General features: G+C 63.4%; 16 protein-coding genes and 1 pseudogene. 10 read left to right on the top strand and 7 right to left on the bottom strand.

Annotated features, from left to right (window positions below):
- Positions 1-90: 90 nt before the first annotated feature.
- The 6 genes and pseudogenes from AAHS21_RS29485 to AAHS21_RS29460 form a co-directional block, all read right to left on the bottom strand.
- A pseudogene (locus AAHS21_RS29485) lies at positions 91-333 on the bottom strand (hypothetical protein); the annotation flags it as partial.
- Positions 334-391: 58 nt separating this feature from the next.
- Positions 392-667 carry a hypothetical protein gene (locus tag AAHS21_RS29480; protein ID WP_342930917.1) on the bottom strand — a complete coding sequence of 92 codons (276 nt, stop codon included), beginning with the start codon at positions 665-667 and terminating at the stop codon, positions 392-394.
- Between the two features lie 31 nt (positions 668-698).
- Positions 699-1,340 carry a hypothetical protein gene (locus AAHS21_RS29475; protein ID WP_342930916.1) on the bottom strand — a complete coding sequence of 214 codons (642 nt, stop codon included), beginning with the start codon at positions 1,338-1,340 and terminating at the stop codon, positions 699-701.
- The gene (locus AAHS21_RS29470) at positions 1,337-1,882 is read right to left on the bottom strand and encodes an Mce protein (protein ID WP_342930915.1); all 546 of its coding nucleotides are present in this window, start codon (positions 1,880-1,882) and stop codon (positions 1,337-1,339) included. The genes AAHS21_RS29475 and AAHS21_RS29470 overlap by 4 nt, the downstream gene beginning before the upstream one ends.
- Positions 1,883-2,436: 554 nt before the next feature.
- Positions 2,437-3,021, bottom strand: a complete 585-nt coding sequence (locus AAHS21_RS29465; protein WP_342930914.1) for a carboxymuconolactone decarboxylase family protein — start codon at positions 3,019-3,021, stop codon at positions 2,437-2,439.
- 79 nt (positions 3,022-3,100) lie between these two features.
- On the bottom strand, positions 3,101-3,979 hold the full coding sequence (locus AAHS21_RS29460; RefSeq protein WP_342930913.1) for an NAD(P)-dependent oxidoreductase: 879 nt from the start codon (positions 3,977-3,979) through the stop codon (positions 3,101-3,103).
- A gap of 137 nt (positions 3,980-4,116) precedes the next feature.
- Between AAHS21_RS29460 and AAHS21_RS29455 the strand changes: the two genes are divergently transcribed.
- The 4 genes from AAHS21_RS29455 to AAHS21_RS29440 all read left to right on the top strand — a co-directional run bounded on the left by AAHS21_RS29455 (position 4,117) and on the right by AAHS21_RS29440 (position 7,014).
- Entirely contained in the window at positions 4,117-5,031 is a 915-nt protein-coding gene (locus AAHS21_RS29455) for a cupin domain-containing protein (RefSeq protein WP_342930912.1), read from the top strand.
- Positions 5,032-5,121: 90 nt separating this feature from the next.
- Entirely contained in the window at positions 5,122-5,319 is a 198-nt protein-coding gene (locus tag AAHS21_RS29450; protein WP_342930911.1) for a hypothetical protein, read from the top strand.
- A gap of 2 nt (positions 5,320-5,321) precedes the next feature.
- The gene (locus AAHS21_RS29445; RefSeq protein ID WP_342930910.1) at positions 5,322-5,570 is read left to right on the top strand and encodes a cupin domain-containing protein; all 249 of its coding nucleotides are present in this window, start codon (positions 5,322-5,324) and stop codon (positions 5,568-5,570) included.
- A 73-nt stretch (positions 5,571-5,643) separates the two neighbouring features.
- On the top strand, positions 5,644-7,014 hold the full coding sequence (locus tag AAHS21_RS29440) for a Xaa-Pro peptidase family protein (protein ID WP_342930909.1): 1,371 nt from the start codon (positions 5,644-5,646) through the stop codon (positions 7,012-7,014).
- A gap of 168 nt (positions 7,015-7,182) precedes the next feature.
- Here the strand turns inward: AAHS21_RS29440 and AAHS21_RS29435 are convergent, their stop codons facing one another.
- On the bottom strand, positions 7,183-7,695 hold the full coding sequence (locus tag AAHS21_RS29435; RefSeq protein ID WP_342930908.1) for a VOC family protein: 513 nt from the start codon (positions 7,693-7,695) through the stop codon (positions 7,183-7,185).
- A gap of 139 nt (positions 7,696-7,834) precedes the next feature.
- Between AAHS21_RS29435 and AAHS21_RS29430 the strand changes: the two genes are divergently transcribed.
- The 6 genes from AAHS21_RS29430 (at position 7,835) to AAHS21_RS29405 (ending at position 18,198) form a co-directional block, all read left to right on the top strand.
- Positions 7,835-10,012 carry a thiamine pyrophosphate-dependent enzyme gene (locus AAHS21_RS29430; RefSeq protein ID WP_342930907.1) on the top strand — a complete coding sequence of 726 codons (2,178 nt, stop codon included), beginning with the start codon at positions 7,835-7,837 and terminating at the stop codon, positions 10,010-10,012.
- A gap of 1 nt (position 10,013) precedes the next feature.
- A complete protein-coding gene (locus AAHS21_RS29425; protein WP_342930906.1) occupies positions 10,014-11,312 on the top strand; it encodes a 2-oxo acid dehydrogenase subunit E2 in 1,299 nt (432 codons plus the stop codon).
- A gap of 80 nt (positions 11,313-11,392) precedes the next feature.
- Positions 11,393-12,790, top strand: coding sequence for a dihydrolipoyl dehydrogenase (lpdA, locus tag AAHS21_RS29420; RefSeq protein ID WP_342930905.1), 1,398 nt, complete (start codon positions 11,393-11,395; stop codon positions 12,788-12,790).
- A 700-nt stretch (positions 12,791-13,490) separates the two neighbouring features.
- Complete coding sequence (locus AAHS21_RS29415; protein ID WP_342930904.1) at positions 13,491-15,839, top strand: FdhF/YdeP family oxidoreductase; 2,349 nt, start codon at positions 13,491-13,493, stop codon at positions 15,837-15,839.
- Entirely contained in the window at positions 15,827-16,654 is an 828-nt protein-coding gene (gene fdhD, locus AAHS21_RS29410) for a formate dehydrogenase accessory sulfurtransferase FdhD (RefSeq protein ID WP_342930903.1), read from the top strand. The genes AAHS21_RS29415 and fdhD overlap by 13 nt, the downstream gene beginning before the upstream one ends.
- A gap of 1,322 nt (positions 16,655-17,976) precedes the next feature.
- Complete coding sequence (locus tag AAHS21_RS29405; RefSeq protein WP_342930902.1) at positions 17,977-18,198, top strand: hypothetical protein; 222 nt, start codon at positions 17,977-17,979, stop codon at positions 18,196-18,198.
- Positions 18,199-18,259 lie beyond the last annotated feature (61 nt).

Raw genomic sequence — 18,259 nt, 5'->3', positions numbered from 1 at the left:
GATCAGAGCTACTGGACTTCAGATCATCCTCGGGAAGGTGCGCCCACTTTCACGCCCCCTCGCCGAGGCTCATCCACAGGTTCTGATCATTGCTCGATCTTGCGGGATCGAGCCGTCTGATCCGATGTCGCCGTCGAGGCTGCGGTTGTTGAACACGTCGACGGTATGCCATCGGGCGGCCAACTGAAGCTGCGGATCCATCTTGACGCTATTGGTGCAGCCGGCTCGGCGCTGGATGGAGTAGACGTCGGCAACCACGCTATTGTTGAACCGGGTATTGTCCGCGTGCGCAGCGGGCGCGACTACTGAAGCGAGGACGTATTGCAGCGTCATCAGCGGCGCAAGTGCTCGGTAAGTCGGCATGTGTTTCGTCCCTCGTTTCCCCACGCGTTCAGGCACTCGACCGGCGATAGTTTGCGGCGAAGTCTCGTAGGTGCCAGATCGGCGACGGGCACAGCCCATTGTCCTGTGCGACAACGGCGCACACATCCTGTCCATGGTTCAGCGCGTCCTGGGAGTTGGCGAAGTGATATCTGAGCGGCATGGTCACGCTGACCAGATACGCGGCGGCATCGGCGTTTACGCTGCAAGCCGGTCCCGACATTGATGGTCCGGAGAGCCCGACGCATGCCAGGTCGACGATGACGATCGGCGATCTCTGACTCACTGAGCCGTTTCCCATTACTCTTTGCGTGGGTTCAGATCGGGTCGAATGCTGAGATCAGCCAGCGGCCGTCGACATTGTCGAGAGCCACGCGAACGGTGGAGCTGGTGTTGGTTGGCGCGTCGGTGCCGATGGTGATCGTCTGGTTGACGAATATCAATACGACGGCATGGTTGCGGTCGGCGGTTACTGAGGCGGCGGCCGGTGCCGTCGCCTGGGCTGATATCTGTTTCTCCTTGGCACCGGGGATGACGACGTCGCGTGTCAGCCGCGCGTAGGAGTCACGGAAGCTGCCGGTAAGGCGGTCTTGGGCACCCGTGAGGTCTCTCTCGGCGGTATCGGGACGGTAGGACAGCATTGCGATGGTGCCATCGGTCGCTGCGTTTATCGATCGACTCCGCGCTATCTCGAGGTTACGCGATGAGACGTCGAGATACTTCAGATAGCCCGCTGCGACGGCCATGATCAGGGCCAGCGCCGGTAAAAGCCCATAGGTCACAATGGTTTTCGATTTGATGCGGCGGACTGCAGCTCCCGGCTGAGACGCCTGCTCGGATTTGTTCCGGGCCGGGGTCTGCTCGCTGTGGTGCGCGGACTCTCCGTCGGTGTCTTCGAGGTAGCCGGTGTCATCGGCATCACCAACGTCAGAAGTAGACAGGTCGGTCGGTGAACTCATGGCACGAACTCGACATTCGAGATCTTGGCGTCGCCATCGACCTGCTGCACGGTGAGTCGCATGCGCCATGTTCTCGTCGGTTGGTCCGGCCCACCTGTCGAAGTGGGCTTGACGTTCACCGCGACGAGCACTTGGGCCTGGTGGTCCTGCGCGGATTCGACGCCCGCCTCTGCGATGGTTCCCTCAGACTTCGTCTGCGCTCGTTGAAGCACTGCCATGAATTCTTTCGACCCCTGTTTGACCTGGTCATAGAAAGCGCCGGTGGACGAATCGAGGATCCGTTTGATGTCGGCATCGGCCTCGGCTGCACTGATGGTGGTGAGGTTTATGGCTCCTTGTCGGCCGACCTGGAGGAACAGCTCCCGCTGCTGATGGGTTCGTCGCGTTTCGTAGGTTTGGTATGCCAACCAGATGGTGAGGCATGACAGGACGATCAGAATCAACACGATTGCGGTTAGCGCCGTGCTTGGCTTTCGTATCCTTCGGTGGCGTCGGCTCCCAGCTGCCTGCAACTCGACGCTTTCGTCGGCGATCTGATCCACTGGCACGGACGGCTTTTCGTCGTCGGGTGGGGCAAATTCTGCGGCCGGCGCGCACTCGGAAGGGCCTCGTCGCAACGGGCGGATTGCGGTAATCCATGTGGCTCGCATCCAACTGTCCCCTCATCGGCGATGTCCGGGGTCGCAGTGCGGCGAAGACCACACCAAGACGGTGCCACGCTATCGGCGGCTCAGGGTTTGCTCCTAGTCAAAAGTCGAAGCCGCACGGGTCAATTTTCGTCATACAGCTGGCTGTCAGACAGTATCCCGTGTGGGGTGGTTCGACGCCTGGGATTGCTCGCTGTCGTTGCCTGGGGCCGCCATCGGTCCTGAATTCGTCTGCCTCGGCTAGGATCTCGACGCTTGCTGAGTCGCCGAGCACGCGCCGAACAGAGCGACAGCGAGCTGCCGATGGGATCACCCGAGAAACCAGTGCTGCGACTGGTTTACGGGTGCGGACATAAACACGCGATCCTCGTCCCGACAACGGTGCGGCGGCAACGTGATCAGTTCGGCTGGCCTCGGATATCTCGCCGCATCGAGGTTGCGTCGCGCTGTTAGAGCGCAGCCTGTATCGCAGGTGGCGCTTCGGGCATGTCGAGGTCGAAATCCATGACGCGATGAAAACGCGACAGTGCATTCCACAGGCCGATGCTCATGGTGAGCTCGACCAGCTCTCGGGGATCGAAGACCTCTTTGGCTGCGTCACGGACGAAATCCGATGTCCCCGTGGCGGACTGCTCGCGGCTCAGCCTGGGCAGGTCCCTCGTCATCTCGTCGGCCAGCAGGAGGGCGAGCCGCTCCCGCTCGGTGAAGTCGCTGAACTCGCCGCGGGCGATCGCGGCGAGTTCCTGCTCTGTCGCACCGTTCGCCAAGGCGGCGGTACTGCGGTGACTGGTCGTATAGCTGCAGTGATTGAGGACGGCGATGCGCAGCGCGGTCAATTCTTTGATCCGGGTTTCCAGCTGACCGGGCCCGTTGACTTGACGCAGAAACGGTAGGTAGGCGGCGAATAACCCTGGGCTGTGGCCGATCGCGGCCCAAGTGTTGAGGACCTTCCCGTACGCCTTCTCGCCCGCGGCCAAGACGTCTTTGTCGACCTCGGAGAATTCGCTACCAGCCAGCAGCGGTACCAGCGCCATGAGTATTCCTTCCAATGCCAATTTCGTTGATGTGCTTGCGGCGGCTGCGGGATCTCCACCAGCGCCACCGATCGAGCTACTACGCCTTCTGGCCGGCCTCACGCTCAAGCCGGATCAGCAGTGACATGAAATCCAGTTCACCCAAGCCAGTCGAAATGCACGCCTGCAGCAGTTGGGAAACAACGGCGCAGACGGGAAGCGGGACACCGCCCGTCGCTCCGGCAGCCAGGATCAGGTCGAGATCCTTGCGCATCAAGCGGGTACTGAAGGTCGAGGAGTAGTCGTCGGCCAGGAGCGGCTGTGTCTTGTACTTGACGAACGGCGAGCCGACCGCCGAAGCGCCGATGATTTGCAGCATTTTCGCCCGATCGATGCCGTGCGCCGCTGCCAGTACGAGGGCTTCGGAGAGCAATTGAGAAGTGCCGGCGATCATCAGGTTCAGCGCCAACTTGACGATTCGCGCTGACTCCCCGTTGCCGGCGCGAAAGACGTGAGGTCCGATGTCGCGCAAGAGATCCTCGGCGGCCACACAGTCGGTCTGATCGCCCGACACGACGATCGTGAGGGTTCCGGCCCGCACCACACCGGGATTGCCGCTGACCGGGGCGCGAAGATATTTGATGCCGTTGGCGGCGGCAGCTTCTGCGACCTGAGTTGATGATTCGGGGGACACGGTGCTCATGTCGATGAGGAACTTGTCGTATCCCGCGTCTGCGACCGCGAGGCCGCCGGGTCCCAGCATCACCTGGGTGAGGGCCGCCGAGTCTGCAAGCATGGTGATACAGACTTCGGACGCCCACGCCTCGTTCAGAGAGTCCAGTTCGGTTGCCCCCCTGTCGATCAGATCTGCCGCCTTGCCTGCGCTTCGGTTCCACACGCTCACGGAGTGCCCGGCGTCGATGAGCCTTTCGGCAATGGCGGTCCCCATTTGGCCGAGCCCGAGCACGCTGACTTTCACCGACGGTCTCCTTCGTTGTGTCGGGGCGCAGCCGCAGCATCGGTGACGCTGCCGGCGCCGGTCGGACTGACCGGCGAGCACCTCGACTCCCATGTTCAGTATTGATTAACGGGGGTGGGATAAGTCAAGGTGAAACCATGACCCAATTTGGCGAGAACCCCCGCGCGCCGCGCTCGTTGAGCATTTTTCGAAGCCGGGACCGCCAATTCGTCGAACACCCCAGCGAGCCTGGGCAGGGCGTGCGGGTCGCGCCGTACCTGTCGCCCGAGCACGACGCGGTCAATCTGACGATCGCGCTGGTGGAGCTTCACCCCGGCGCGCAAGTAACGGGTCACCGGCACCCCTTCGAGGAGTCGTTTTTCGTCCTCGAGGGCAACCCCTTGGTCGCGATCGCCGACAAGCGTTACGCGCTGCGGCCTCACGACTTCGGCTTGGTGCCTTTCGCTGCTGGGCACGCCTGGAGCAATCCGTCGGAGTCGCGGGCGCTGCTATTGCGAGTCCACGCTCCGCAGCCCCGGCCGATCGGCGGGCGCGGCAACTGGGGCGTGTTCAGTGCACCGGAGACGGGGGTTCCCTGCGACGGTCTGACTGTCGACGAGCTAGACCCCGGCAATCCCTTCGCGGGCCATTTCGAGCAGTCCGACATGGCCCCGCCGGGGTCGATCTCGATGCCCGGCTATCACGGCGCCAACGTGCAGAACGTGCAGATCCGCATGATGGTCGACGAGTTGTTGGGTGCCCGTCACCATGTGATGTTCATCGTCCAGTTCAAGCCGAATCCCGGCGTGGTGTCCAAGACCGCCAAGGAACACTTCCACCCCTTCGAGGAGATCTACTACCTGCTTTCCGGGGAAACGCAGAGCTTTTGTGACGGCGACACCGATCACGCCGCTACCGGTGACCTCATCTTCGCTCCGGTCGGCGCGTCGCACGGATTCGCGCCGGTCGGCACGGAGCCGCTGTGCTGGCTGGAGGTCCAGTCACCGCTTCCTCCCGCCAGTGCTGGCTTCACTTTTCACAACGACTGGGCCGGCCACACCAATATCGGCTGACTCGACGCCCGCATTCGACGATCTCGCGACTGGTGGTTTCCGCATTCGCTGCGCGGGCCGGGGAAGGACTGGCAGCGTAGACCCTGACGCGTGCAGTCGTCGGTGGCAACCCTGTATGCGCTGGTATCGATGCTGTCGCTGTCGTCGCACGGGCTGCTGACCGGGCATCCGTCTGGTGGCCGTCGCCTGATGGCGCCGGTAGTCACTGCCAAGGACCGCGTGACCCTCGTCATAGATACCGGAGTCACGCGGGTCACGAATATGGCTTCCTGCTGTCCGGGCGGCTGACCGTGCATCTGGGGTTCGAGACGTTCGTCCTCGAGGCGGGTTCGTCGGTCAGTTTCGACTCCGCGATTCCGCACGCCTACGTCAATGAGGGCACCGAGGCTGCTCGCGGACTGTGGCACGTCGTGGGTCGCAATGTGCCACCGGCGCAGCAGGATTCATCGGCTGCCCGTTCAGGCTGGCCGTCCGACGGCATCGACGCGAAGGGGCCCAACGGATTAGTTGACGGACCGGACACCAGCGGTGTTAAGTAATAGTTAACGCAGTGGCGTGGTGTGTACCTGTCTCTGCGGCGACCGGCCAGTGTCGCGACGAAAGGAACGCTTGATGGCAATCCCGACTTTTGGCCCGAACACCGTCGATTGGGAGCAGCGCGTCGACATGGACCGGCTGCGCGCCGAGCGCCTCACACGGCTGCGTGAGCAGCTGGAGCGCTCCGAACTCGGCGCTGTGCTGGCCTTCGATTTCAGCAACATTCGCTACATGACGTCGACGCACATCGGGACGTGGGCCATTGACAAAATGATCCGGTTCGCGTTGCTGGTCCGGGGCGGCGAACCGATCATTTGGGACTTCGGCTCTGCGGCCAAGCACCACCAGCTCTACAACCCGTGGCTCGACTACTCCAACGCGCATCCCGACGGGGACCCTCATGCGGCGCATCATGGCGCGGACTCCCGCAATCCCAGTGGTGCGCGCGCGGGCATTTCGACTCTGCGCGGCGCCATCAGCCCTCAAGCCGGCATGGGCGAAAGCGTTGCTGCCAAGATCAAACGGGAGCTGGAACTCTACGGCCTGCTCGGGGAGCCGCTCGGGGTCGATGTGATCGAGCTGCCTGTGCTGGCGGCGTTGCAAGCTGCCGGCATCACAGTGGTAGACGGTCAACAGGTGTTCCTCGAAGCGCGGCGTACCAAGACCACCGACGAGATCAGGCTGCTGACCCACGCCTGCTCGATGGTCGATGCCGCCTACGAGAACCTCTATGAGTTCCTTCGCCCCGGGGTCCGGGAGAACGAGTGCGTGGGTGTGGTGGCCAAGACCCTCTACGACCTGGGCTCGGAGTTCGTGGAGGGAGTCAACGCCATCTCGGGGGAGCGGTGCGCCCCACACCCGCACGTGTTCTCCGACCGGATCGTTCGCCCGGGTGATCCAGCATTTTTCGACATCCTGCACAGCTATAACGGCTACCGCACCTGCTACTACCGCACATTCGCGGTGGGCAGTGCGTCGTCCGCGCAGCGCGACGCCTATACCCGCTGCCGCGAGTACATGGACGAGGCGATACGGCTCGTGCGGCCCGGCGCGACTACCGCCGACATCGTCTCGGTGTGGCCGACCGCCCAGCAATTCGGCTTTCCCGACGAGGAAGCGGCCTTTGCGCTTCAGTACGGGCACGGTGTGGGGCTGTCGATCTGGGAGAAGCCGGTGTTCTCCCGGCTCGTTTCCCTCGACCATCCCGAAGTCCTCGAAGAGGGAATGGTTTTCGCGCTGGAAACGTACTGGCCCGCCAGTGACGGATGGGGCGCGGCAAGAATCGAGGAGGAGCTAGTTGTCACCAAGGACGGGTGCGAGGTCATCACCAAGTTTCCGGCCGAAGAGCTCCTGGTGGCGGGCCAGCGCTACTACACGGTCTCCGGCCCCTTGGCCACCCAACGGGATTCGCAATCTCACCGCAATACTGTCCCGCTGAGCGGCTGACGAGCAGGCTCGCTGCGGGCCCTGCCGCTGCGCCACATCGTGTAGCGGTATCCGCCGGCCCCCACACTGGCTGCATCCCGCCACGGAGCCAACACTGTGCTGGGTGCACCGAATCGGCCTGCTATGCAACGGATTCGGAAAGCGGTCCGCACCCAAATGATCGGTGGCCTATCCGCCCGTAGCCGACTGTGGCCAGCGATCGAATGCTTTGCCGCCGGGGTAGGACACCAGCTCGAATTGCATGCCCCAGGGTGCAAGGAAATAGACCCAGCGCTGACCCGCGCTTGGGCCCTTGCTGGCGGTGGGTTCGCCGAGCACTTCGACGCCGCGTTCGCGCAGGAAGCTCACCGCGGCATCGAGGTCATCAACGTAGAGCGCGACGTGGTGTCCGCCGACGTCGCTGTTGCGCGGTGGCTTGGAGCTTTGGTCGACCGCGTCGTATTCGAACACCTCGAAGACCGCCTGGTCCCCACACCGGAAGAAATGCAGCTGTTGCATCACCGCGCGGGGATCGACGTTGAGGTGCACGCGCATCCAGTCGCCGCTGTCGTCACGGAACGGGCCGAGGCTGTACATGTACTCGCATCCCAGGACGTCGATGAAGAATTTCGTGGCCTCGTGCAGATCCGGCACGGTGATGCCGATGTGATCAAGGCGGCGGAGACCGGGAAGCCCGTTCACAGACAATATCTCCTCCTCTATATGGCGCCAATATCTCCTTATCTTAAGCTATCGATGCATGTAATCCATCAAATGGTCGTTGTTTTGGATCCAATCTCTGATTACAGTGTGTCTGACAGCCGACTGACCGGAGACCGTTATGAGCACGCGCACCGACTTGCAACCCGCCTCACCGTGGGTCCAGATAACCGCGACGACCAAGGACTGGGACGGCGCCGACGCCGACCTGCTGACGAACATGTTCAGCCAGCTCAGCTTGATCAGGGCATTCGAAGAGTTCGTGCTCGCGTTGGCCGGTGAGGGCTTGGTTCACGGCCCGGCGCACTCGAGCATCGGCCAGGAGGGGGCGGCCGTCGGGTCAGTTTTGTCACTCACCAATGAAGACTCAGTCAACGGATCCCACCGCGGGCATCACCAGTTCTTGTCAAAGGCGCTGAGTCACGTCGCCCCTAAGGGCATCGACCCCACGGCGGAGGTATCTGATCAAGTGCGGACGGTGCTTCTGCGCAGTCTGGCGGAGATCTGCGGATTGTCGCGCGGCTACTGTCGGGGCCGCGGTGGATCCATGCACCTGCAGTGGCGTGAAGCCGGCGCGATCGGCACCAACGCGATCGTCGGCGGGGGTGTGCCGCTAGCGGTCGGTCAGGCATGGGCCAACCGCTTCTCAGGTTCTGACACGGTGGCCGTCACCTACTTCGGCGACGGGGCCACCAACATCGGCTCCACACTGGAGTCGTTCAATCTGGCCGCCGCCTGGAAGCTGCCGGTCTGCTTCTTCATCGAGAACAACCGATACGCGGTCGCCACGACCATCGAGGAGGTCACCGCCGAACCGCGACTGTCGGCGCGGGGCTTGGGCTTCAACATCCCCAGCTGGAAAGTCGACGGAATGGATGTTCTGGCAGTGCATTTGGCGATGACCGAGGCCGTCGAGCACATGCGCAGTGGTCTGGGCCCCACCATGATCGAAGCCGACACTTATCGCTACTTCCATCAGAACGGTCCCTTCCCCGGCAGCGCCTTCGGCTATCGCTCGAAAGACGAAGAGCGGTCGTGGCGTGAGCGCGATCCGATCAGCCAGATCAGCTCACAGTTGATCCGGCGCAAGATCCTCACCAGCGACCAGGTAGAGGCCTTCACTGCACAGTCCAAGGCGATCATGACCGATGTTGCCGCGGAGATCCTCGAGCCGCTGCCAGGGGGCAAACCCGGACAGCGCCGGATCAAACCGGCCGAATGGCCAGATCTCAACTTCCGCGATGTGGGGGTGCGCGGTGACCTCTCCGAATTCGACGATGTTCAGTTCATCGATACCGATACCTACACCGGTTCTCTGGAGGAGCGCAAATTCGTCGATGCCATCGCAGCGGTTCTGTACCGCCGGATGGAAGAGGATCCATCTGTCGTGGTTCTAGGTGAGGACATTCACCGGCTCAACGGTGGCACCAACGGGGCAACCCGCGGCTTGACCGACAAGTTCGCAGACCGCGTGCTGGGTACACCGATCAGTGAGAACGCGTTCACCGGCCTAGCCGGCGGGATCGCCCTCGACGGGCGGTACAAGCCGATCGTGGAGTTCATGTACGCAGACTTCATGTGGGTCGCCGCAGACCAGCTGTTCAACCAGATTGGCAAGGCGCGCCACATGTTTGGCGGCGACAACCCAGTACCGGTCGTCCTGCGCAGCAAGGTGGCCATGGGCACCGGCTACGGCTCGCAGCACTCCATGGACCCTGCCGGCATCTTCGCCACCTCGGCGGGTTGGCGCATCGTGGCGCCCTCGACGCCGTTTGACTACGTCGGCCTGATGAACGCCGCGCTTATGTGCAAAGATCCCGTCGTCGTGCTGGAGCATGTCGATCTCTACGCCAGCACCGGTGACGCTCCAGCCGAAGACCTGGACTACGTACTGCCAGTCGGCAAGGCCGCGGTTCGCCGCTCCGGCTCGGCCGTAACAGTCATTTCCTACCTGGCGATGGTGAACTACTGCCTAGAGGCGGTCGATGCCGGCCACCTCGACGCCGACGTGATCGACCTGCGCTGGTTGGACCGCGCCACTCTCGACTGGGACACCATCGAGGAGAGCGTCAAGAAGACCAACCGCGTGGTCATCGCCGAACAGGGTGCGCGCGGCACCTCCTATGGCGGCTGGCTGGCCGACGAAATTCAGCGCCGGTATTTCGACTGGCTAGACCACCCCGTCGAGCGGGTGACGGGCGGTGAGGCTTCTCCGAGCATCAGCAGGGTGCTCGAGCGGGCCGCCATCGCCAAGACCGAAGAAATCGCCGCCAAGCTGACCGAGATCCTGGAGGCCTGACATGCCGACATTGCTGCGGATGCCTGCCGTCGCCGCCGGTGCCGAGACTGCGGTGCTATCCGAATGGCAAGTAGAAGAGGGCGTTGCGTTCAAGAAGTCCGATGCGATCGCCACCGTTGAGACCGACAAAGCCATGGTGGATGTGGAGGCCGAAGAGCCCGGAGTCATCCTTCGGTTCCTCGTGGACTCCGGCGCGCAGGTCGAGGTCGGCGCGGCGATCGCGCTAACCGGCACACCAGGGGAAATAGTCGATGACATCGATGGCGCACTGCGCGAATTGGGCGCGAGCGCCGATCGGCCTCCGACCAACGGTTCCCAGCCGTCGCCGGCGACTCCGGGTGCGGCTGACTCGACTGCTGCGACTGCCTCAAGGCCCGCACCCGAGCCGCAGACGCACGGCGGCCGCATCTTCGCGACTCCCCTGGTGCGCCGGCTGGCCCGCGACGCCAGCCTCGATCTGGCCTCCGTCTCAGGAACCGGACCCAACGGCCGCATCGTCCGCCGCGACATCGAAACACTGCTGACCGACGCCGCCTCGCCCGCTGCGGTGCCAACGCCCGAAAAACCCGAAGAGGTAAGTCCGCCGGCGACTCAGGGCGCGGGGGACAGCCGTTTCAAAGACATTGCGCACACCCGGATCCGCGCCGCCATCGCCGCGAGGTTGACCCAGAGCAAGCGAGACATCCCGCACTTCTACCTACGCGGTACGTGTCGTGTCGACAGGCTGATGCAGCTTCGGTCCGATTTGAACGCCGACGCGCAGAGAGCCGGCGCAGCCAAGGTGTCAGTCAATGACTTGATCATCAAGGCCGCTGCGCGTGCCCACACGCTCGTTCCCGCGATGAATGTCGTGTGGACCGACCAGGCGGTTCGCCGTTACGGAGCCGTCGACATCGCGATTGCGGTGTCCACCGATCGCGGCCTGCTCACCCCAGTGGTGCGCGATGCCGCCCGGCGCAGTCTCAGCGCCATATCCGCCGACGTGAGTGATCTGGCCGAGCGCGCCCGGCTCGGCAGACTCACTCAACGCGAAATCGAAGGGGGCGCCTTCTGCATCTCCAACTTGGGAATGTATGGCACCCAGGAGTTTTCCGCGATCATCAATCCGCCACAGTCGGCGATCCTGGCCGTTGGTGCGGCCCGCAAGGAGCCTGTCGTGCAAGACGGCGAACTCACGATAGCGACCATCATGCGGGTCACATTGTCGGTCGATCACCGACCCATCGACGGATCGATCGCCGCGGAGTGGATGCACACATTTGTCGACATCGTCGAGAACCCGCTGCAGATTCTGCTCTGATCTTGACCCGACGGTCAGGCGGGCGCGCACCGAGATGCCTTGTGAACCAGCACCGCCGACTAGTAACGGAGGAATTCTAGATGGCCGACCACTATGACGTCGTCGTTCTCGGAGCAGGCCCCGGCGGGTATGTCGCGGCCATTCGCGCCGCCCAGCTCGGGCTGAACACTGCAGTCGTCGAGCCGAAGTATTGGGGCGGTGTCTGCCTCAACGTCGGCTGCATTCCGTCCAAGGCGCTGCTGCGCAACGCCGAGCTGGCCCACATCTTCACCAAGGAAGCCAAGCAGTTCGGCATCAACGGCGAGGCGACGTTCGACTACGGCGTCGCGTTCGATCGCAGCCGCAAGGTCGCCGAGGGCCGTGTGGCCGGTGTGCACTTCTTGATGAAGAAGAACAAGATCACCGAGATCCACGGCTACGGCACGTTCACCGACGACCACACGCTGTCGGTCAAGCTCAACGAGGGCGGTACCGAGACCGTCACGTTCGACAACATCATCATCGCCACCGGCAGCAGCACGCGCTTGGTGCCGGGCACCTCGTTGTCCGAAAACGTGGTCACCTACGAAGAGCTGATCATGTCGCGCGAACTGCCGTCGTCGATCGTGATCGCGGGCGCGGGCGCCATCGGCATGGAGTTCGGTTACGTGCTGTCGAACTACGGCGTCGACGTGACGATCGTCGAGTTCCTGCCGCGCGCGCTACCCAACGAGGACGCCGAGGTCTCCAAGGAGATCGAGAAGCAGTTCAAGAAGCTGGGCGTGAAGGTGCTGACCGGAACCAAGGTGGAGTCCATCGTCGATAATGGCGGTGACGTTGTCGTCACCGTCAGCAAGGACGGCAAGACCGACGAGATCAAGGCCGCGAAAGTGTTGCAGGCCATCGGTTTCGCGCCCAACGTCGAGGGCTACGGGCTGGAGGCGGCCGGGGTCAAGCTCACCGACCGCAAGGCCATCGGTATCGACGACTACATGCGCACCAACGTGGCTCACATCTACGCCATCGGTGACGTCACCGGGCTGCTGCAGTTGGCGCACGTGGCCGAAGCGCAGGGTATCGTCGCCGCCGAAACCATTGGCGGCGCAGAGACTTTGCCGCTCGGTGACTACCGCATGCTGCCGCGTGCGACGTTCTGCCAACCCCAGGCGGCCAGCTTCGGGCTCACCGAGGAGCAGGCCCGCGCCGAAGGCTACGACGTCAAGGTCGCCAAGTTCCCGTTCACCGCGAACGCCAAGGCGCACGGCGTCGGCGACCCCAGTGGCTTCGTCAAGCTGATCGCCGACGGTCGCTACGGCGAGCTGCTCGGCGGCCACCTGATCGGACACGACGTCTCCGAGCTGCTGCCCGAGCTGACGCTGGCGCAGAAGTGGGACCTGACCGCCAACGAACTCGCGCGCAACGTCCACACCCACCCGACGATGTCCGAAGCGCTGCAGGAGTGCTTCCACGGCCTCGTCGGCCACATGATCAATCTCTAGCCACGCGGAATTGCGATGGTTAACAAGGGAAATGGAGATGCGCCTATGGACGACGATGAGTGCAATCGCCCAATCGAGGCATCGCTGGCCCACGCGTTGGCTTGGGGTGCACCGATGTGGATCCTGGATCACGACGGGCCGCCGCCCACCGCGGACCGGAGGCCGGGACGGGTTTCGGCTGCGCTGCAGCGTATCTGGGCTCGGTTCGGGCGAGGCGGGCAGTAAGCATCCCGATGCCAATAGGTCACGTCCTCGTAGCGCACTACCCATGTAAGCCCCGTTCCGCCAATCCCGTTGTAGGAAAGGACTACTCGATGTCTAGCTTGAGTACCGTCTTGAATTCTGCCGCGGAGGTCCGAACCTGCCGTCTTCCAGCTGATTGCGGCTGGTCGACTGTTTGGACGATCATGAGCTGTACTTGGCATGGGTCGGCGCCAATCTCTGTCCACGGCGGCAGCCTCACGGGCGTCGGGGTGGTTGGTCGACCTCCTACGCTGGACGGCACCGCCGCCCCAGACCACCGAGGTCCTCGCACACGTTGTGCGTTGAACCTCAACCTGTCTGCGGCCGGAACGCTGAGGGGCCGGTGAGACAGTGAAATGCCAGCACTGCGCTTAGCGGTCTTTTCGATTATCGGTAGACGTAGCGATGTGAGACGACGAGGCAGGCCGGCAAGATTCGTCAACCTGGAAGGGTAACCGTGCGCAAAAAACATGTGCGTCGCCTCGTCGCCGACGACATCGACGCTACGTTCGATGAACACAGTGTGCACGTGAGCGCGCCCGAGCATGAGGCAGCGGGCGTCAAAGCGGTCGTGGTGTCGATGGATCGGGCACTGACGCAGATGGGGCCCGCGCGCACCGCCGCGGCGCTGCGCAGGCTCAACCAGCGGCACGGGTTCGACTGCCCGGGTTGCGCGTGGCCGGAGGAGCACGGCGGGCGCAAGGTCGCAGAGTTCTGCGAGAATGGCGCCAAGGCAGTCGCCGAAGAGGCGACGAAGAGGGTGGTGACGCCCGAGTTCTTCGCTCGTCACTCGGTCTCAGCGTTGGCGGCCAAATCGGAGTACTGGCTCTCCCAACAGGGGCGTCTGACCCACCCGATGGTGCTGCGCGAAGGCGACGACCACTATGTGCCCATCGAATGGGACGACGCGTACCGGCTGATCGCCGAGCATCTCAACGCCCTGGACAGTCCCGATGAGGCCTTGTTCTACACGTCGGGCCGCACTAGCAATGAGGCGGCGTTTCTGTACCAGCTGCTGGTGCGCAGCTTCGGCACCAACAACCTGCCGGACTGCTCCAACATGTGCCACGAGTCCTCGGGCTCCGCGTTGACCGAGTCGATCGGCATCGGGAAGGGCTCGGTCACCGTCGAAGACCTCATCGTGTCCGACCTGATCATCATCGCCGGCCAGAATCCGGGCACGAATCATCCACGGATGCTGTCGATCCTGGAGAAGGCCAAAGCCAACGGCGCCAAGGTCATCGCCGTCAACCCCCTGCCCGAGGCGGGTCTGATCCGCTTCAAAGACCCGCAGAAGATCAACGGTGTGGTCGGACGCGGCGTGCCGATCGCCGACGAGTTCGTGCAGATTCGCATCGGGGGTGACATGGCGCTCTTCGCAGGGCTGGGACGCTTGCTGCTGGAGGCCGAGGATCGGACGCCAGGGACCGTGGTCGACCGCGGATTCGTCGAGGCGCACTGCTCGGGCTTCGCCGACTACGAGCAACAAACCCGCGCAGTCGATCTCGATACAGTCGTGGCGGCGACGGGGATTGATCTCGCGCAACTGAACCGGGTCGCGCAGATGCTGATCGCGTCGAAACGTACTGTGCTCTGCTGGGCGATGGGACTGACTCAACAACGACACGCTGTGGCAACGATCGGCGAGGCCACTAATCTGTTGTTGGTTCGAGGAATGATCGGCAAACCGGGTGCCGGCGTCTGCCCGGTTCGCGGACATTCCAACGTCCAGGGCGACCGCACGATGGGGATCTGGGAGAAGATGCCCGAAACGTTCTTGTCCGCACTCGACGAACATTTCGGCATCAGTACGCCCCGTAAGCCCGGCCACGACACTGTAGAGGCCATCCGCGCCATGCGCGACGGCCGCGCATCCGTGTTCGTCGGGATGGGCGGCAACTTCGTGTCCGCGACGCCGGACACCCCGGTCACCGAGGCCGCCCTGCGCAACTGTGCTCTCACAGTGCAGGTCTCGACCAAACTCAATCGCAGCCACCTGGTTCACGGAGCGATAGCGCTGATCCTGCCGACGCTCGGGCGAACAGATCGTGACCTGCAGAGCGGCGGCAGGCAGGTGGTGTCCGTCGAGGACTCCATGTCGATGGTTCACCTTTCCCGCGGCGGTCTGAAGCCGCCCAGCGATGCGCTGCGCAGCGAGGTCGCTATCGTGTGCCAACTTGCCCGCACGTTGCTCGGGCCCGATCACCCGGTGCCGTGGGAGCGGTTCATCGAAAGCTACGAGCGGGTGCGGGATGCCATTGCCGCCGTGGTTCCCGGGTGTGCCGACTACAACAGGCGCGTCAGGGCGCCTGATGGCTTCCAGCTGCCACACCCGCCGCGCGACTCACGTGAATTCCCTACTCAGACAGGCAAAGCCAACTTCTCGATCGAGCCGCTTGAATGGGTTGCGGTGCCGCCGGGTCGTCTGGTGTTGCAGACGCTGCGCAGCCATGACCAGTACAACACGACGATCTATGGTCTCGACGATCGGTATCGCGGCGTGCGGGGCGGTCGCCGCGTGGTGTTCGTCAATCCTGACGACATCACCACGATGGGTTTCACCGAAAACCAGCGGGTCGACCTTATCTCGGAGTACACCGACCGTGACGGCCGGCTACAAGAACGGCGGGCTGAGGACTTCTTGATCGTGGCATATCCGACCCCCGTGGGTAACGCCGCCGCCTACTATCCGGAGACCAACCCGCTGGTTGCGCTGGACCATGTCGCGGCCAAGTCGAACACCCCTGTTTCCAAGGCGGTGCTCATCCGGCTGGAACCGCGGAAGGGCTCAGTATGGGACGGGTGACGACCCGTCGCCCGGCTAGCCACGTCACCGCCGGCAAGGCGGTCAAGCGGCCGGAGACCCTGGTCGTCGAGGAGCCGCTGGAGATCCGGGTCAACGGCACTGCGGTCACCGTCACGATGCGCACGCCGGGTTCCGATATCGAACTGGCGCAAGGCTTTCTGCTCACTGAAGGTGTTATCGCCAGCCGCGACGACGTGCTCACCGTGCGGTATTGCAGGGGCGCCACCAATGACGGTGTCAACACCTACAACGTGCTCGACGTGACATTAGCGCCTGGCGTCCAGATGCCGGATGTCGACCTCACCCGCAACTTCTACACCACTTCGTCGTGCGGGGTGTGCGGCAAGGCGTCTCTGGACGCCGTGCGACTGAGCAGCTGCCACTGCCCCGGAGACGACCCCTCGACCGTGAGCGCGCAAACCCTATCCGCCATGCCGAAGACGCTGCGCGCCGCGCAGAAGGTTTTCGCCAGCACTGGAGGATTGCACGGCGCAGCGCTGTTCGACGCCGACGGGGCCATGCTCGTCGCTCGCGAGGACATCGGCCGGCACAACGCCGTCGACAAAGTGATCGGCTGGGCGCTGGAAGCCGACCGCATCCCACTGGCCAACACCGTACTGTTGGTCAGCGGGCGAGCATCGTTCGAACTCACCCAAAAGGCCGTCATGGCAGGCATTCCTGTGCTGGCCGCGGTGTCCGCACCGTCATCTCTGGCAGTGGATCTCGCGAGCCAGTCCGGGCTTACCCTGGTCGCCTTCCTGCGGGGTGAATCGATGAACGTCTACACCCGCCCCGACCGGATCCGGGCCGCGTGACCGGGACCCGCGCCAAGGCGCGAAATCGATAGGGTGCCTGGCCTTTTGCAGAAGGTGCTCGACGTGCACGGCGAAATCGACAACTGGCGAGGTCTGGCTACGCTACACGTACGCGACACTGCCGACCTACAAGCGCACCGCCTCTGGCGACGGAACCGGCGCCAGGAGGCTGTTCATTTCGTCACCTGATGGCGTTGTCTGAGATGGCTCGTCTGCGTGGAAGCCATGCGCTGAGATTGCGGCGTGACGAAACCAATTGCGGCAGAGCGCTGCTGGCGCTGTACTCGGTGGTGTTGCCGACTAAGGCAACTATTTCGGGTTCACGCCCGATCGGCTACATGAAGGTTGCAGTCGGCAGGATCCCGATCCTTGGGTAACCGGTCTCTCAGCGGCAGAGGACTGTCGACGCTCGTCCTTCACCTAGCGGGCTCGGCAATCCGCGCCTCTTGCGGCAGGAGTTCGGTGCAGCGGCGCTCAGCACGGTGCCCGTACTGCAACATCGCGCTGCGGACCTGCCAGCGGCATGTGGTCCCGGCGCTCCGAACTCCTGGTGTCAAGCTGTTGGCGATCAGCCCGCAAATCCCGGCGGTTCGCTGTCGACACATGAGGCCAACGAGCTGACCTTCACGGTCCTGTCCGATCCGGGCAATCGCATCGCAGCTGCGCCGGGCATCATCGCCGCGCCAGCGATGAAGCGCAGGCCGCGCAGAAGCAGCTGGGCTTGATCTTGCAGCGAGGAACGCCGATGGCACTGCCGATGCCTACGGTGGCGATCGTCGATGGCGGCTCGGTAGTGCTGTAGATCGACGTGCATCCGAACTACGCCACGCGCAATGAGCCCGGCGATATTTTGGCCACCATACCCAACCCGCCGGTGACAACGGGGGCATCGATGACGGCGGCGACTTGAGGTGCGCCATTTGGTGGTCGGAGCTCGGGCAGCAACATGAATGCGACGTATCACGATTGTGCTCGCGGTCCGGCCGAACTGTTCAATCCGGATTTGCTCACCGCCTGGGGCCACGACGCCCGCACCTGTTTGGGAGCCCAACGGGGCCAGGCGTGCGCCTTCGGAATTTGGCCAATGGTCGTTCGACGTGTGGCTAGAGTCAGCCACGTCCGCGACCGTAGGGTCGTTCCAGTCGGTCTTACGTCTGCATTCGTGACGATGGCGCCGCCGTTGCCGCCAAACACGGTCTGCAAGCGAGCATGTTGTCGCTTCGACCGCGGGGGTGACCGCAAACCCCTGGAGAAAAAGTAACGGCCCCGACAGGAAGGAGCCGCTGTCAATGGCATGTCAACCACCAGCGAGCCACGCGTCGATGAGTAGCGACCAGATGATGACCAGGATAGGTTTGCATACGGTCGAGAACAGGCCGATTTTCGATGTCGGCGGTATCAAAGCCTCTGCGCAGCAAGAAAACTGCGCGTTTGCTCGAATCGGCAAGTGGTCGGTGATCCGCTTCGATCGCACCGTGCGCCGCGCGGTTATGCGAAGTCGACCTGATTCGACTACCAATAACTGCCGCGACGGTGACCATTGATACGACTTAGCCACCGAGACGACGATTGGAGCGATTGGTGGATCCGAATCCTGGCTACGAC

The sequence above is a fragment of the Mycobacterium sp. 050272 genome (genome assembly GCF_039023525.1).
Taxonomy (GTDB): domain Bacteria; phylum Actinomycetota; class Actinomycetes; order Mycobacteriales; family Mycobacteriaceae; genus Mycobacterium.
The sequence above is the reverse complement of the archived record's forward strand: the minus strand, read 5'-3'. Positions and strand labels throughout refer to the sequence as shown.

Excerpts from the sequence above, each read along its gene's own strand:
- AAHS21_RS29475 (WP_342930916.1), bottom strand. The coding sequence starts at position 1,340 with ATGAGTTCACCGACCGACCTGTCTACTTCTGACGTTGGTGATGCCGAT.
- AAHS21_RS29465 (WP_342930914.1), bottom strand. The coding sequence starts at position 3,021 with ATGGCGCTGGTACCGCTGCTGGCTGGTAGCGAATTCTCCGAGGTCGAC.
- AAHS21_RS29455 (WP_342930912.1), top strand. The coding sequence starts at position 4,117 with ATGACCCAATTTGGCGAGAACCCCCGCGCGCCGCGCTCGTTGAGCATT.
- lpdA (WP_342930905.1), top strand. The coding sequence starts at position 11,393 with ATGGCCGACCACTATGACGTCGTCGTTCTCGGAGCAGGCCCCGGCGGG.
- fdhD (WP_342930903.1), top strand. The coding sequence starts at position 15,827 with ATGGGACGGGTGACGACCCGTCGCCCGGCTAGCCACGTCACCGCCGGC.
- AAHS21_RS29405 (WP_342930902.1), top strand. The coding sequence starts at position 17,977 with ATGAGTAGCGACCAGATGATGACCAGGATAGGTTTGCATACGGTCGAG.
- AAHS21_RS29430 (WP_342930907.1), top strand. The coding sequence starts at position 7,835 with ATGAGCACGCGCACCGACTTGCAACCCGCCTCACCGTGGGTCCAGATA.
- AAHS21_RS29425 (WP_342930906.1), top strand. The coding sequence starts at position 10,014 with ATGCCGACATTGCTGCGGATGCCTGCCGTCGCCGCCGGTGCCGAGACT.
- AAHS21_RS29440 (WP_342930909.1), top strand. The coding sequence starts at position 5,644 with ATGGCAATCCCGACTTTTGGCCCGAACACCGTCGATTGGGAGCAGCGC.